The organism is Ensifer sp. VA4 (assembly GCF_055710065.1).
This window is the reverse complement of record NZ_JBVQPO010000002.1, coordinates 25,721-41,101: the sequence shown is the minus strand read 5'-3', so window position 1 is coordinate 41,101 and position 15,381 is coordinate 25,721. Positions and strand designations below refer to the sequence as shown.

15 protein-coding genes are annotated in these 15,381 nt (G+C 63.1%); 9 read left to right on the top strand and 6 right to left on the bottom strand.

Going from position 1 to position 15,381, the window contains the following annotated elements; genetic code table 11:
• Positions 1-91: 91 nt before the first annotated feature.
• Positions 92-514, top strand: coding sequence for a DoxX family protein (locus AC0C6X_RS03150; protein ID WP_246304254.1), 423 nt, complete (start codon positions 92-94; stop codon positions 512-514).
• Positions 515-572: 58 nt separating this feature from the next.
• On the opposite strand, the gene AC0C6X_RS03145 is transcribed toward AC0C6X_RS03150, so the two are convergent.
• Entirely contained in the window at positions 573-1,001 is a 429-nt protein-coding gene (locus AC0C6X_RS03145; protein ID WP_173515413.1) for an RbsD/FucU family protein, read from the bottom strand.
• Complete coding sequence (locus AC0C6X_RS03140) at positions 1,001-2,233, bottom strand: ROK family transcriptional regulator (RefSeq protein ID WP_173515414.1); 1,233 nt, start codon at positions 2,231-2,233, stop codon at positions 1,001-1,003. Before AC0C6X_RS03140 ends, AC0C6X_RS03145 begins: the two co-directional genes overlap by 1 nt.
• A 352-nt stretch (positions 2,234-2,585) precedes the next feature.
• Here AC0C6X_RS03140 and AC0C6X_RS03135 point away from each other — a divergent pair, with 352 nt between their 5' ends.
• The 7 genes from AC0C6X_RS03135 to AC0C6X_RS03105 all read left to right on the top strand — a co-directional run bounded on the left by AC0C6X_RS03135 (position 2,586) and on the right by AC0C6X_RS03105 (position 9,299).
• Positions 2,586-3,611, top strand: a complete 1,026-nt coding sequence (locus AC0C6X_RS03135) for a sugar ABC transporter substrate-binding protein (protein WP_173515415.1) — start codon at positions 2,586-2,588, stop codon at positions 3,609-3,611.
• 247 nt (positions 3,612-3,858) lie between these two features.
• Positions 3,859-4,944: an ABC transporter permease gene (locus AC0C6X_RS03130; RefSeq protein ID WP_247958181.1), complete on the top strand. Its 1,086-nt coding sequence runs from the start codon at positions 3,859-3,861 to the stop codon at positions 4,942-4,944.
• Positions 4,944-5,726, top strand: coding sequence for an ATP-binding cassette domain-containing protein (locus tag AC0C6X_RS03125; RefSeq protein WP_173515417.1), 783 nt, complete (start codon positions 4,944-4,946; stop codon positions 5,724-5,726). The genes AC0C6X_RS03130 and AC0C6X_RS03125 overlap by 1 nt, the downstream gene beginning before the upstream one ends.
• On the top strand, positions 5,723-6,343 hold the full coding sequence (locus AC0C6X_RS03120; RefSeq protein ID WP_472951899.1) for a nucleoside triphosphate hydrolase: 621 nt from the start codon (positions 5,723-5,725) through the stop codon (positions 6,341-6,343). The genes AC0C6X_RS03125 and AC0C6X_RS03120 overlap by 4 nt, the downstream gene beginning before the upstream one ends.
• Before the next feature lie 183 nt (positions 6,344-6,526).
• Positions 6,527-7,564: a dihydroorotase gene (gene pyrC / locus AC0C6X_RS03115; protein ID WP_173515419.1), complete on the top strand. Its 1,038-nt coding sequence runs from the start codon at positions 6,527-6,529 to the stop codon at positions 7,562-7,564.
• A gap of 26 nt (positions 7,565-7,590) precedes the next feature.
• Complete coding sequence (locus tag AC0C6X_RS03110; RefSeq protein WP_472951898.1) at positions 7,591-8,283, top strand: orotate phosphoribosyltransferase; 693 nt, start codon at positions 7,591-7,593, stop codon at positions 8,281-8,283.
• A gap of 89 nt (positions 8,284-8,372) precedes the next feature.
• Entirely contained in the window at positions 8,373-9,299 is a 927-nt protein-coding gene (locus tag AC0C6X_RS03105; RefSeq protein WP_173515421.1) for a carbohydrate kinase family protein, read from the top strand.
• Positions 9,300-9,305: 6 nt separating this feature from the next.
• Here AC0C6X_RS03105 and AC0C6X_RS03100 read toward each other — a convergent pair whose 3' ends face one another.
• The 4 genes from AC0C6X_RS03100 to AC0C6X_RS03085 all read right to left on the bottom strand — a co-directional run bounded on the left by AC0C6X_RS03100 (position 9,306) and on the right by AC0C6X_RS03085 (position 13,760).
• Positions 9,306-9,521: a helix-turn-helix domain-containing protein gene (locus AC0C6X_RS03100; protein WP_472951896.1), complete on the bottom strand. Its 216-nt coding sequence runs from the start codon at positions 9,519-9,521 to the stop codon at positions 9,306-9,308.
• A 3-nt stretch (positions 9,522-9,524) separates the two neighbouring features.
• The gene (locus AC0C6X_RS03095; protein ID WP_173515423.1) at positions 9,525-10,079 is read right to left on the bottom strand and encodes a DUF2975 domain-containing protein; all 555 of its coding nucleotides are present in this window, start codon (positions 10,077-10,079) and stop codon (positions 9,525-9,527) included.
• Between the two features lie 215 nt (positions 10,080-10,294).
• Complete coding sequence (gene pgi / locus AC0C6X_RS03090; RefSeq protein ID WP_472951895.1) at positions 10,295-11,920, bottom strand: glucose-6-phosphate isomerase; 1,626 nt, start codon at positions 11,918-11,920, stop codon at positions 10,295-10,297.
• A 139-nt stretch (positions 11,921-12,059) separates the two neighbouring features.
• Entirely contained in the window at positions 12,060-13,760 is a 1,701-nt protein-coding gene (locus AC0C6X_RS03085) for a long-chain fatty acid--CoA ligase (protein ID WP_247958176.1), read from the bottom strand.
• A gap of 338 nt (positions 13,761-14,098) precedes the next feature.
• On the opposite strand from AC0C6X_RS03085, the gene AC0C6X_RS03080 reads away from it, so the two are divergent.
• Positions 14,099-15,322 carry an MFS transporter gene (locus AC0C6X_RS03080; protein WP_472951894.1) on the top strand — a complete coding sequence of 408 codons (1,224 nt, stop codon included), beginning with the start codon at positions 14,099-14,101 and terminating at the stop codon, positions 15,320-15,322.
• Positions 15,323-15,381 lie beyond the last annotated feature (59 nt).

Sequence of the window (15,381 nt, the reverse complement as noted above, 5' to 3'; positions counted from 1 at the left end):
CGTGAACGATCTGTCGCCCGCGGAGCGGCTAGATGAATTTGAAAATGCTGATACTTCTGTTGCCAACACCCGTTTCTCACAGGAGCCTCGCATGCCTCAGAATGTTGTCGTCCTCGTTGGACGCGTCCTGCTCTCTATCATGTTCATCATGTCCGGTTTCAGCAAGCTGATGGATCCGTCGGGTACGGCCCAGATGATCACCGGCGCCGGCTGGCCGGCACCGACCGCACTCGCTTACCTCGCTGGCCTCTTCGAGCTGGTATCCGGTCTCGCCGTTCTCGTCGGCTTCCAGACGAAGATTGCCGCCTATCTGCTGGCGGCCTTCAGCCTGGTCACGGCCTTCGCCTTCCACAGCGGCGCGATCAACATCCCGACTTTCCCGCCGGAAGCCAACGGCCTGCTGACCGTCTTCAACGGCCTGATGATGATGAAGAACATCGCGATCGCCGGCGGTTTCCTCGTGCTCGCAGCCTTCGGCCCGGGCGCTCTGTCGATCGACAAGCGCGGCGCCTGATAGCGAGCATCACTGCAATGACAGAAAGCCCGTCGGTCGCCGGCGGGCTTTTCGCGTTTCAGGGGTAGATCACGCCCTTGCGCAGGATGACGTTGCCGTAAAGCCGGGGCTCGCTGGTCTGGACCACCGTATGGGCCGCCCTGACCCGCGGATAGAAATCTGCGCCGAGCAAGGGAACGACTTGGCGGTCCGGCTCGTGTCGGCTGCAGCATTCGATGATCTCGCGGTGCACCGGGTCGAGCGCGTCCTTGTCCTGCTTGACCGTGGCGCGGAAGATTGCCTCCGGAACGAAATCGTCGATCGGCAAAACGCTGAGGATGGCATCGAGCACCGGGATCAGCGGGTGCCCGTCGAGGCGGACCAGGCGGCGCGCATGTTCCTGGCCCGGATAGTTGCCGTCGACCAGGGCGATTTCATCGCCGTGTCCCATCGCCCGGAGCGTTGCGAGCAACTCGGGACTGAGGATCGGGTTTATTCCTTTCAGCATTAGCTGAGCTCCTTGAAGAGGACGTTGGTGTCGAGCAGGTAACGGGAGAAGAGCGGCAGGCTGGCGCCACCGATGGCGCGTGCATGGCTGCCGACCAGGCCCTCCACCAGCTCCGGAATGGTCACGCCCTGAAGGTCGAGCTCGTAGAGTGCCTTGCGCGTGGCGGCGAGCAACCTGGTCCGGACCCAGGGCGGGAAGCCGCCGTCGATTACGACGGCGGAGAAGTCGATAATCGAGACGGCGGACACGACCGCCTGGGCGAGCGCCGCCCCGCAGTCGTCGATCCAGATGTCGAGCGGCTCGCCGAAGTCGATCCAGTCGTCGGCCGAGTACCAGAGCGGCCTCGGATCGACGCCGCGTTCGCGCAGCAGGTTCTCGAGCACGAAGACCGAGGCGATCTTGAGGAGCTGAATGGTCTTGCCGTCCTTGCCCGAGACCGGTAGCGGTCCCACGGCGCCGGCGGTGCCGGTCCGGCCCGAAAACAGCGCCGAGTTGAGGACGATGCCGCCGCCGATGAACGAGCCGATGTAGAAATAGACGAAATCCGGATAGCTGGCGCCGACGCCGAAGGCGAGTTCGGCGCCGCAGGCGCTGGTGCCGTCGTTCTGCAGGAAGACCGGATAAGTCGTGCGCGCCGCGACCGCTGCCTGCAAATCGACGTCACGCCACTTGTCCATTTCTTCGGGCGGTGCCCCAACTTCTTCCGCCCAGTTCCAGAGCTCGAAGGGTGTCGCGATTCCGATGCCGGCGATGCGCTTGCGCTGGTCGGGGTTGAGCTGCTGTTCAAGCTTCGCCATGCCTGAAACGATGAAGTCGACGAGATCGCCCGGCAATGGATAGGCATGCACATGGTGCAGATGCAACCGGATGGTGCCGACGAAATCCATCAGCACGAGATCGGCGCTGCGCCGGCCGATTTTTACGCCGAAGGAAAAGACCGCGTCAGGATTGAGACGCATCGGCGTCGAGGGTTGTCCGACCTTGCCGCGCACCGGGTCGCCCTTGATCAGCAGGCCATCGCTTTCAAGGGCGCGCATGATCACCGAAACGGTCTGCGCCGAAAGACCGGAACGCCGGGCGATGTCGGCTTTGGAGAGGCCGCCGTGACGCCTGACCAGCGACATCACCAGGCGCTCGTTGTAAGCGCGAACGCGCGTTTGATTAGCGCCGCCGCTCGGGTCGATGACTTCAGGTTGCGTCGGTCCACGATCGGGACCGTCTGTCAGTGACATGCCACCGTCTCCTCCCGTTGGCATCGATTTTCATATGTTAGAGCGAGGTGCGAGCGGAAAACCGTAAACACTTTTCCTCATCCCCGCTCTGGTGCCCGCTTGGCGCAGGTCTGTTGTTTCCACTTGTCGCGGCTCTGTCAATTTGATGGTCGCTCCAATCCTCCAGCGGAGCGTCGTCACTCCAAAGAATGACACATCGAAATAATAATTCAATTTGATTTATTTATTGACACCCCAGAAAATTAGTGTTTGTTTTTGTCTCGGAAGCGCCAATTGCAGCGGAGGAGAATGCTGCGTCGGCGTGGCCTGGGCCGGTCCGCCGGCACGATTTTTCAATCCTTGGGAGGATTTCATGAAGAAGACCATTCTTTCTGCTGCCTTCGGCGCGCTGTCGCTCGGAGTCGTCTTTGCCGCGCCGGCCGAGGCTGCCGATGTCGGCGCCTGCCTGATTACCAAGACCGACACCAACCCGTTCTTCGTCAAGATGAAGGAAGGCGCGACCGCCAAGGCCAAGGAACTTGGCGTGACGCTGAAGGCCTATGCCGGCAAGATCGACGGCGACCATGACAGCCAGGTGGCTGCGATCGAATCCTGCATCGCCGATGGCGCCAAGGGTATCCTGATTGCTGCTTCCGACACTAAGGCGATCGTCGACCAGGTGAAGAAGGCGCAGGACGCCGGTCTTCTGGTGATCGCGCTCGACACGCCCTTGGATCCGGCGACTGCCGCCGATGCAACCTTTGCCACCGACAACCTGCTCGCCGGCAAGCTGATCGGCCAGTGGGCCGCCGCCACCATGGGTGATGGTGCGAAGTCCGCGAAAGTCGGCTTCCTCGACCTGACGCCCTCGCAGCCGACCGTCGACGTTCTGCGCGACCAGGGCTTCATGATGGGCTTCGGCATCGACCCGAAGGATCCGAACAAGATCGGCGATGAAGACGATTCGCGCATCGTCGGCCATGACGTCACCAACGGCAACGAAGAAGGTGGCCGCAAGGCGATGGAAAACCTTCTGCAGAAGGATCCCGACATCAACGTGATCCACACGATCAACGAGCCGGCCGCCGTCGGCGCCTATCAGGCGCTGAAGGCCGTCGGCAAGGAAAAGGACGTGCTGATCGTCTCGGTCGACGGCGGTTGCCCGGGCGTCAAGTCGGTCGCCGAAGGCGTCATCGGTGCCACCTCGCAGCAGTACCCGCTGATGATGGCCGCACTCGGCATCGAGGCGATCAAGAAGTTCGCCGATACCGGCGAGAAGCCGAAGCCGACCGAAGGCAAGGACTTCTTCGACACCGGCGTTTCGCTCGTTACCGACAAGCCGGCTGCCGGCGTCGAATCGATCGACACCAAGGTCGGCACGGAGAAGTGCTGGGGCTGATCGCCTCCGCTCTTCGGACGCATGAGCCAGCAACGGAAGGGCGGCCCCGGCCGCCCTTCGCGTAAGCGCCGATGTCTTTGACAAGGCGATGAAAACCGCGCAGCTTCTTGCGAGCGTGCAAATGCCCGCGACGTTGATGGGCGGGCCACGCGCCACAGCGCCACGCACCGGTTCGGACGTGTGAAAAGTCGCTGTAATACTTTTGATCTCAACCCCTTGGGAAGCGGGGTTCACGGGAGGAAGGTCCATGGGCGAGCCCAACACAGCCGCACAGCCATCCCAGGAATTCGAAAAAGTCCTGGTCAACAGTTCGACGCAGGTCGCGTCATTCGACACGCATGACAAGACCGCGATCCAGAAGATCCAGCATTTCCTGCATTCGACCCCGGCCGCCGTGCCGTTCATCGTGCTGGTCGCTGCGATCCTGATCTTCGGTATTGCCATCGGCGGGAAGTTCTTCTCGTCCTACACGCTGACCCTCATCCTGCAGCAGATCGCCATCGTCGGCATCCTCGGCGCGGCGCAGACCCTGGTGATCCTGACGGCCGGCATCGATCTTTCGATCGGCGTGATCATGGTGCTTTCGGCCGTCATCATGGGCAATTGTGCGGTGACCTACGGGCTTCCGGCACCGCTCGCGATCCTGATCGGCCTCGGCGTCGGCAGCGCCTGTGGCTTCCTGAACGGCCTCCTCGTCTCGCGTCTCAAGCTGCCGCCCTTCATCGTCACGCTCGGCACCTGGTACGTGATCATGTCGACGAACTTCATCTACTCGGCGAACGAGACGATCCGCGAGGCCGACGTCGCCGCCGTCACCCAGATGCTGCATGTCTTCGGGGTCAGCTTCAAGGTTGGTTCCGCGGTGCTGACGCTCGGCGTCATCACCATGGTCGCCCTCGTCTTCGGCCTCTGGTACGCCCTGAACCATACCGCCTGGGGCCGCCACCTCTATGCCGTCGGCGACGATCCGGAAGCGGCGAAACTCTCGGGTATCCGCACCGGCCGCGTGCTGCTCAGTGCCTATACGCTGGCGGGCCTGATCGCCGCACTCGCGGCCTGGGTTTCGATCGGCCGCAACGGCTCGATCTCGCCGTCCGCCGCAGTCACCGACTACAACCTCCAGGCCATCACCGCTGCGGTGATCGGCGGCATCTCGCTCTTCGGCGGCCGCGGCTCGATCCTCGGCACGCTGATCGGCGCGATGATCGTCGGCGTCGTCTCCATGGGCCTCAACATGATGGGCGCGGACCCGCAATGGAAGGTCTTCCTCACCGGCGTGCTGATCATCTCCGCCGTCGCCATCGACCAGTGGATCAGAAAGGTAGCTGCGTGATGACACAGGAACCCATTCTCACCGCCCGCGGTCTCGTCAAGCGTTACGGTCGCGTTACCGCTCTCGACCATGCCGACTTCGATCTTTACCCCGGCGAAATCCTCGCCGTGATCGGCGACAACGGCGCCGGCAAGTCCTCGATGATCAAGGCCATCTCCGGCGCGATCACGCCCGACGAAGGCGAAATCAAGCTCGAGGGACAGACGGTGCACTTCCGCTCGCCGATGGATGCGCGCGCCGCCGGCATCGAGACCGTCTACCAGAACCTGGCGCTGTCGCCGGCGTTGTCGATCGCCGACAACATGTTCCTCGGCCGCGAGATCCGCAAACCCGGCATCATGGGCAAGCTGTTCCGCACGCTCGACCGCTCGGCGATGGAAAAGATGGCGCGGGCAAAGCTTTCCGAGCTCGGGCTGATGACCATCCAGAACATCAACCAGGCGGTGGAAACGCTCTCCGGTGGCCAGCGCCAGGGCGTTGCCGTGGCCCGCGCCGCCGCCTTCGGATCCAAGGTGGTGATCATGGACGAGCCGACTGCAGCGCTCGGCGTCAAGGAAAGCCGGCGGGTGCTGGAACTGATCCTCGACGTGCGCGCCCGCGGCCTGCCGATCGTGCTGATTTCGCACAACATGCCGCATGTGTTCGAAGTGGCAGACCGCATCCATGTCCACCGCCTCGGCAAGCGGCTCTGCGTCATCAATCCGAAGGAGCATACGATGTCGGATGCGGTCGCCTTCATGACCGGGGCGAAGGAGCCGCCGCGCGAGGCGCTGGCGGCATGAACGTCCAGCCGGTCGCAAACGAGATCCTGAAACGGGCGGCCGGCGCCGCCCGTTTCGTCGTCGCCATTGCCGGCCCGCCCGGGGCCGGTAAGTCGACGCTTTCGGACGCGCTCGCCGAGACCCTGGTTGCCGGCGGCGAGAAGGCGGCCGTGCTGCCGATGGACGGCTTCCACATGGACAATGCGGTCCTGGAGGAAAAGGGCCTGCTCCCCCGCAAGGGCGCGCCGGAAACCTTCGATGTCAGGGCCTTCCTGTCGACGATTGCGGCGGTCCGCGCCAATGACGGCGAAGTGCTGGTTCCGGTCTTCGACCGCTCGCGCGAGATCGCGATCGCTTCCGCCCGGATCGTTGCGCCGGCGACGCGCATCATCCTGGTGGAGGGCAACTATCTGCTGCTCGACGAGGCGCCGTGGAACCGGCTTGAAAATGCCTTCGATTTCTCGATCTTCATCAATCCCGGCATCGAGGAATTGGAGCGACGGCTTTTGAAGCGTTGGTACGATCACGGCTATGATGAGGAGGCGGCGAAGCGCAAAGCCCTAGGCAACGACATCCCGAACGCGCATCGCGTGGTCGACCGTCAGCGGCCTGCGGATCTGGTGCTGACGGATTTCTGAGCGATGGTCGGATTGCGGATTGTGTTTCCGGGCGCATTGGTGATATCGAGACGCGGTTCCACCACATGAGTAACCGCCCGCGACCCGCACCTGCCGGCTGCAAAGCTGCGCGCGTGGATCGGGCGCGAGCCTGGAGCGGCGGTTTTCCGTCTGCGCCTGCTCTGACCTAGGAGAACGCTGACCATGCAAGACCTCGTTATCCGCCGCCCGGATGATTGGCACCTTCACCTGCGAGATGGCGACATGCTGAAGGGCGTCATCGCCGATACAAGCCGCCATTTCGCCCGCGCGATCATCATGCCCAACCTGGTGCCGCCAGTCGTGACGGCCGCGGATGCCGCGGCCTATCGCGAGCGCATCCTGGCCGCGCTTCCCGCGGGCGACCGGTTCGAGCCGCTGATGACGCTCTATCTCACCGAAGGCACGGATCCCGACGACGTCGAGGCCGGCCACAAGAGCGGCCTCGTCAAGGCGGTCAAGCTCTACCCCGCCGGTGCCACGACGAACTCGCACAGCGGCGTTCGCAACATCGACAAGGCGATGCCGGTGCTGGAGCGCATGGCGAAGATCGGCGTGCCGCTCTGCGTGCACGGCGAGGTCACGACATCCGATGTCGATATCTTCGACCGCGAGGCCGTGTTCATCGAGACCGTACTTGATCCGCTGCGCAAGCGGCTGCCGGAACTGAAGGTGACGATGGAGCACGTCACCACCAAGGACGGCATCGATTACATCAAGGCATCGAAGGCGAACCTCGCCGGCTCGATCACCACCCACCACCTGATCATCAACCGCAACGCCATCCTCGTCGGCGGGATCAAGCCGCACTACTACTGCCTGCCGGTCGCCAAGCGCGAAAACCACCGCCTGGCACTGCGCGCCGCCGCGGTCTCCGGCGACAAGCGCTTCTTCCTCGGCACCGACTCCGCACCGCATGTCGACCCGCTGAAGGAATGCGCCTGCGGCTGCGCCGGCATCTACACCTCGATCAACACCATGAGCTGCCTGGCGCATGTGTTCGAGGAGGAGGGCGCGCTCGACAAGCTCGAAGCCTTTGCCTCGCTGAACGGTCCTGCCTGGTATGGCCTGCCGGTCAACGACGAAACGATCACGCTGCGCAAACAGGCTGACGCCGTCACCTACCCGAAGAAGATCGAGACCGGCGCCGGTCTGGTTACCGTGTTCGATCCGATGTTCCCGCTCCATTGGACCGTCGTCTGATCGCTTTAGTTTTGAAGGAGAGTTTGATGTTTTCCAACGCGTTCACCGACAAGGCCGTGATGGCCGAGCTGGTCGCCAAGATGCTCTGGGAGATCAAGGCTGTACACTTCCGCGCCGATGAGCCCTACAAGCTTTCGTCCGGCATGGCGAGCCCCGTCTATATCGACTGCCGCAAGCTGATCTCCTATCCGCGCATCCGATCGGCGGTGATGGATTTTGCCGCAGCGACCATCTTGCGTGAGGCCGGTTTCGAGAAGTTCGACGTGGTCGCCGGTGGCGAAACCGCCGGCATTCCCTTTGCCGCCATGCTCGCCGAGCGCCTCGGCCTGCCGATGATCTACGTTCGCAAGGCGCCGAAGGGCCACGGCCGCAACGCCCAGATTGAAGGCCATATGCCGGAAGGCGCGCGCGTGCTCGTCATCGAGGACCTGACGACGGCCGGCGGGTCGATGTTCAAGTTTATCGACGCCATTCGCGCGGCGGGCGGCATCGTCGACCACGGCATTGCGCTGTTCTACTACGACATCTTCCCGGAGGCGGTTGGCGAGATGAAGGGCAAGGGCGTCGACCTGCATTGGATCGCCACCTGGCGCAACGTCCTTGCGGTTGCCCGCGAGCAGGCGCTGTTCGACGAGAAGACGCTTGGTGAGGTCGAGGCCTTCCTCAATGCGCCGCTCGTCTGGTCGGGTCGCAACGGCGGCGTGAGCGCGCTGGCGTAAAGTTCGACGCGGCCCCGGCGTCGCCGGGGCCCCGCAACGCCTGAGCTAGTCTTTTTAAATCGATTGAAGTGTCTGAGGAGGAAAAGCCGATGATCGTATGTTGCGGTGAAGCGCTGATCGACATGTTGCCGCGGGACACGACCGCGGGCGAGAGCGCCTTTGCGCCCTATGCCGGCGGCGCGATCTTCAATACCGCCATCGCGCTCGGTCGCCTCGGCATTCCCACCGGTTTCTTCACCGGCCTTTCCGACGACATGTTCGGCGATATCCTGCGCGAGACTTTGAAGGCGGCGAATGTCGATTTCGGCCCCTGCGCAACGCTCTCGCTGCACACGACGCTCGCCTTCGTCAAGCTGGTCAACGGCCACGCCAGCTACGCCTTCTTCGACGAGAACACCGCCGGGCGCATGATCACGCGCGAACACCTGCCGGCGCTGGGTGACTTCTGCGAGGCGCTGCACTTCGGCGCGATCAGCCTGATCCCCGAGCCCTGCGGCTCGACCTACGAGGCGCTGATGACGCGCGAGCACGAGAAGCGGGTGATCTCCTTCGACCCGAACATCCGTCCCGGTTTCATCAAGGACAGAGACGCCCATCTGGCGCGCATGAACCGCATGGCGGCGATGTCCGATATCGTCAAGTTCTCCGACGAGGACCTCGCCTGGTTTGGCATGGAAGGGAGCCACGACGACCTCGCTGCCGAATGGCTGAAACGCGGACCGAAGCTGGTGCTGATTACCAAGGGCGCCGACGGCGCCGTCGGCTACACGGCGCGCCACAAGGTCGAGGTCGCCGGCGAAAAGGTGACGGTGGTCGATACGGTCGGTGCCGGCGATACCTTCGATGCCGGCGTACTGGCGTCGCTGAAGCTCAGCGGTCTCCTGACCAAGGCCGACGTTACCGATCTCAGCGAAACCGCGGTCCGCAATGCGCTGGCGCTCGGCGCCAAGGCGGCCGCGGTCACCGTCTCGCGCGCCGGCGCAAACCCGCCGTGGAAGCACGAAATCGGCCTCTGAGCTTTCTTATTCTTCCCGGTCCGGGCGATATTCCAGGATATCGCCCGGCTGGCAGTCGAGCGCGGCGCAGATCTTCTCCAGCGTATCGAAGCGCACGCCTTTCACCTTGCCCGATTTCAACAGCGAGATGTTCTGCTCGGTGATCCCTACCTGCTCGGCGAGGTCGCGTGAGCGGACTTTCCGTTTCGCCAGCATGACATCGAGATTGATCACGATCGGCATGCGCTAGACGAAGCTCCTGTTCTCCGCTTCGACACCCGATGCGATGGCCACGACGTGGCCAAGCCCGACGACCAGGCCGGCCATCAGCAGCACGATCATCGTGCCGCCATTGATGTCGAAGATCACCGCATGTCCCGTGGCGCCCGGGTTGTCGTAGGTGACGGCCAGGATACCGATCCCGTTGCTGACCGTTAGGCATAACGCTCCCGCAAGCGCAGTCAGCCCCACCCGCCGCAACAGCACGCCGTTGCGGCCGGAGAGAATCTCGCCGCGCTGGAAACTGTCGAACAGCTGCCAGGCAAAGGCGAGGCCGGCAATGACGAGCGCATTGTTGATGGCAGTCAGGAAAATGACCGTGGCGATGGCGCGGTAGGAAAGGGTAATCGCCCCGACGCGGGGGAGGACGATATCGCGAATGCCCTGCTCGAAGCCCTGTCGGTCGAAAAAGATCTGCCAGTGCATATAGACGACGGCCGAACAAAACAACGCGCCACCCAATAGGATCATGAGCTTCATGAAGCGGCTGAGCTTGCGCAGCCTCTCGGCAGAGTCCGTCATGAAAATTCCTTTATCGTTTTGCTTGTATTTTTATCGTAAGACAATAAGTAATTCTCGTCAATTGTGAGTTTTGTGTCGTGCCATATCTGTTCGATTACGCGAAAAAGAGCTGGTGCCGACCTGCGTTAAAGAATGAGGCCCGAGGCGCGATCTGCGCCTCGGGCCTCATTATTTGAAGCGGTGCGGTTCCGGGTGGAATCGCTTGGAATTGCGCCTTAGCGAGCGGCCTTCAGCAGGGCTGCTACCAGACCCGCAGTCGAAGAATCGTGGCTGGCCGCACTTTCCTTGCCTTCGACGACCGGCAGCAGGCCGGTTGCCAGCTCCTTGCCGAGCTCGACGCCCCATTGGTCGAAGGAGTTGATGTTGAAGAGCGCGCCTTCGACGAAGACGCGGTGTTCATAGAGCGCGATCAGGCGACCGAGCGCGAAGGGATCGAGCTGGTCGTAGACGATCGTCAGCGACGGGCGGTTGCCGGTGAAGACCCGGTGCGGGGCAATCCTGTCGGCCTTGGCGTCGGCCATGCCCTTGGCGTTGAGCTGCGCCTTGGCCTCGGCGAGCGTGCGACCCTTCATCAGCGCCTCGGACTGCGCCAGGCAGTTGGCGATCAGGAGCTCGTGCTGATGCCGCAGGTTCTTTTCATGGCCGTTCGCGGCGATCATGAATTCCGCCGGAATGATGTCCGTGCCCTGATGGATGAGCTGATAGAAGGCATGCTGGCCATTGGTGCCAGGTTCGCCCCAGACGACCGGACCGGTCGAATATTCGACCGGGGTGCTGTCGAGCGTCACCGCCTTGCCGTTCGATTCCATGTCGAGCTGCTGCAGGTAGGCCGGGAAGCGCGACAGGCGCTGGTCATAGGGCAGGATCGCCCGCGACGGATAACCGAGCACGTTGCGGTGATAGAAGCCGAGGAGGCCGAGCAGAACCGGAATATTCTCACGGATCGGCGCGGTGCGGAAATGCTCGTCGATCGCGTGTCCGCCATCGAGGAAGCGGCCGAAATTCTCCTTGCCGATGGCGATCATCAGCGGCAGGCCGATCGCCGACCAGATCGAGTAGCGCCCGCCGACCCAGTCCCAGAAGCCGAAGACGCGGGCCTTGTCGATGCCGAAGGCGGCGACCTTGTCGAGTGCCGTCGAGACGGCGGCAAAGTGGTAGCCGACGGCCGCTTCGCCAAGCTTGCCGGCGATGAAGGCGCGGGCCGTCTGGGCATTGGTCATCGTCTCGATCGTCGTGAAGGTCTTCGAGGCGACGATGAAGAGCGAGGTTTCCGGATCGATCAGCTTCAGCGTGTCGGCGATGTGGGCGCCGTCGATGTTGGAAACGAAGTGAAGGCGGGGGCCGTCATGGAAGGGGGCAAGCGCCAGCGTCGCCATGACCGGGCCGAGGTCGGAGCCGCCGATGCCGATATTGATGACGTCGGTGATCTTCTTGCCGGTCGCGCCCTTGAGCGCGCCCGAGCGGATGCCGTCGGCAAAGGCGCCCATGGCATCGAGCACGCCGTTGACGTCGGGCATCACATTCTTGCCGTCGACGAGGATCGGGCGGTTGCCGCGGTTGCGCAGCGCCGTGTGCAGCACGGCGCGCTCTTCGGTGATGTTGATGATGTCGCCGCGGAACATGGCGTCCCGCTTCTCCTCGACCTTGGCGGCCTTGGCGAGCGCCTCGAGGCCGTCGAGCACCCTGTCGTTGACGGCGCATTTCGAATAATCGAACAGCAGGTCGCCGAGCGTGGTGCTGAAGCGCTGGAAGCGTTCGGCGTCGCTGGCGAAGGCGGCGCGGATATCGGTTGCGTTGGTCTCAGCGGCGGTTGCTTTGAGTTGATCGACAAGCGCTTTCATCGCGGGGCTCCTTGGTCGGACAGGGGTGTCGGACAATCGCCTGCGTAGCTATTCGCTTTAAGCCGCCCAAATCAAGCCCGTAAAACCGCCGAAACGGCGGTTTTCAGGAATTTTTAAATCGTTTGAATTTTGGACTAACTCAGCCACGTAGGTCTTTTCGCAGGATCTTGCCGACATTGGTCTTCGGCAGTTCCGTGCGGAATTCAACGTAGCGCGGGCGCTTGTAGTTGGTGAGGTTGGCGGCGCAGTGGCGCTTGACCTCCTCCTCCGTCAGGGCCGGATCCTTCTTGACCACGAAGAGCTTGACGGCCTCGCCGGAATGCTCGTCCGGAATGCCGATCGCCGCGCATTCGAGAACGCCCGGATGGGTCATCGCCACTTCCTCGATCTCGTTCGGGAAGACGTTGAAGCCGGAGACGAGGATCATGTCCTTCTTGCGGTCGACGATCTTCACGAGGCCGGCTGCATTCATGAAGCCGATGTCGCCCGAGCGGAAGAAACCATCCGGCGAGATCGCCTTGGCGGTCTCGTCCGGGCGCTGCCAGTAGCCCGCCATCACCTGCGGGCCGCGGATGCAGATTTCGCCGACTTCGCCGATCGGCAAGGTGTTGCCTTGGTCGTCGCGGATCTCGACGTCGGTGGAGGGGATCGGCATGCCGATCGTGCCGGTGAACTCGGTCGCGTCGAGGATGTTGGCCGTTGCCACCGGCGACGTCTCCGACAGGCCGTAACCTTCGGCGATGGAGCAACCGGTCATCTGCTTCCAGCGTTCCGCCACCGGGCGCTGGATCGCCATGCCGCCGCCGAAGGTCAGCATCAGCGACGAGAAATCGAGCTTCTGGAACTCCGCATTGTTCATCAGCGCGTTGAACAGCGTGTTGAGGCCCGGGAAGATGTTGGTCTTGTATTTGCCGAGTTCCTTGACGAAGCCCGGGATGTCGCGCGGATTGGGGATCAGGATGTTGTTGCCGCCGGTGGCAAGGCCCATCAGCGAATTCACCGTCAGTGCGAAGATGTGGTAGAGCGGCAGCGCGCACATGAAGACGAGATTGTCCGGCCGCGCCCGCGAGCGGAACGCCGTCTGGAACCAGATTTCCATCTGCGCCATGTTCGACAAGAGGTTCGAATGGGTGAGTGTCGCGCCCTTCGAGACCCCCGTCGTGCCGCCGGTATATTGCAGGAAGGCGATGTCATCGGGCGCGACGTTCGGCTTCTTCATCGTGCTGCGGCCGCCCTTGGCAAGCACGGCCTTGAACGAGAGGTGGCCGGGGATCGACCAGGCAGGAACCAGCTTCTTGACGCGGCGGACCACGAGATTGACGATCGCGCCCTTGAGGCCCAGCATGTCGCCCATCGTGGCGACGACGACGTGCTTGACGGAGGTCTTGTCGGCCACCTGCTGCACCGTGTGCGCAAAGTTTTCCAGAACGAAGATCGCCTTGGCGCCGGAATCGACGAGCTGGTGCTGCAGTTCACGCGGCGTATAGAGCGGGTTGACGTTCACGACGGTAAAGCCCGCTCGGAGAATGCCGTAGACGATGACGGGGTTCTGCAGGATGTTCGGCATCATCACCGCGACACGGTCGCCCTTGGCGAGGCCGAGAGATTGCAGCCAGGCGCCGATCTTGGCGGATTCGGCATTGAGGTCTGCAAAACTCAGCGTCTTGCCCATGCAGGTGAAGGCCGGGCGGGTCGAATAGCGGGCGACGGCATGGTCGAAGAACTCGCCGATCGATTTATAGGGCAGTGGGCCGATCTCGGCGGCAATGCCGGGTGGATAGGATTTGAGCCAGATCTTGCCTGGGCTGGTCCCCGATTGTTGTGCGCTGACTTCCACCATGACCTCTCTCCCTCTGGTCGCCACAGGCTGGCCTGCTCGCGGCCTGAGAAAATCCCTCCCGATCTTCTCATGCCGATGAAGATGATGCTTTTGAGACATCGCTTCAAGCTGAGATTCGGGATTATATGACTTTGACGTAAACGTCAACTTGACTTGCGGTTAACAGGAACTGCCGGCGCTCCCGAAAAAGTATGACGAGAGCCGCAAAAGCTTTGCCTGCCAAGGCAAAACCCTGTATTGCATTGCAGCATATCCCCGTTGGTCCGATCCAACGCCCGCCGACATATCCCCCAGTTTTATCTCCGGTCCGCTCGGGCCGGACGACGCAGGCCATTCCCATGTGTGACGAAGCCTATTCTTCCGCCGTCGAACCGCGCCGCGCGGGCGTTTCTGCCGCCGAAGTGGCGCTCGCCGTCGGCGGTTTCGGCATCGGCACCGGCGAATTCGCGATCATGGGTCTCTTGCCGCAGGTTGCCGGGGACATCGCCGTCTCGGTGCCGCGGGCCGGGGCGGTGATCAGCGCCTATGCGCTCGGCGTCGTCGTCGGTGCGCCGTTGATTGCCGTGCTCGCCGCCCGCTTCTCGCGCTTCCGGGTGCTGCTGGCGCTGATGCTGATTTTCGCAGTCGGCAACTTTGCCAGCGCGGTCGCGCCGGATTTCTACACGCTGATTGCGGCGCGCTTCTTCGCCGGTCTTCCGCATGGTGCCTATTTCGGCGTTGCCGCCTTGGTGGCTGCGGGTCTCGCGGCGCCGAACCAGCGGGCGCGCGCCGTCGGACGGGTGATGATGGGGCTGACGATCGCAACCCTCTTCGGCACGCCGCTTGCCGCGTGGTTCGGCCAGGCGCTCGGCTGGCGCTCCGCCTTCGCGATCGTCGGCGGCATCAGCCTTCTGACTGTGGCGCTGACCTTCGTCCATGTGCCGCGGGACAAGGGCAACCCGAAGGCGACGCCGCTTCGCGAACTGGGCGCGCTCGGCAAGCTGCAGGTCTGGCTGATGCTCGGCATCTGTGCCATCGGCTGCGGCGGCATGTTCGCCGTCTTCAGCTACATCACGCCGGCGCTCACCGAAGTCGCGGGCGTTTCTCTTGCCAATGTGCCGGTCATGCTTTCGGTCTTCGGGGCCGGCATGATCCTCGGCAACATCGTCGGCGCGCGGCTTGCCGATTGGGCGCTGCTGCCGGCGATCGGCATCGCCATCGCCTTCAATATCTTCGCCTATGTGCTTTTCTATTTCACCATGGGCAATCCGTGGATCGCGATCGTCAACGTGCTCTTCATCGGCGGCGGCTTCGCCGTCGTGCCCGGTGTGCAGACGCGGCTGATGGATGTCGCCGGCGAGGCACAGACGCTCGCCGCCGCCCTCAGCCATTCCGCCTTCAATCTCGCCAATGCGCTTGGCGCCTGGCTCGGCGGCGCCTCGATTGCCGCCGGCTACGGCTGGACGTCGACCGGCCTCGTCGGCGCCGTTCTCGGCGTTGCCGGCTTCGCCATCTTCCTCGCATCCGTCTTCGTCGATCGCACGCAGCCGGCTCGCATGGCGGCACAGCCTGCGACGGAATGACCGGCTTTGGCGAAAGAAGGTCATCGAGCTTGAACCCTCCTAAATTTTTCTGTCATGTC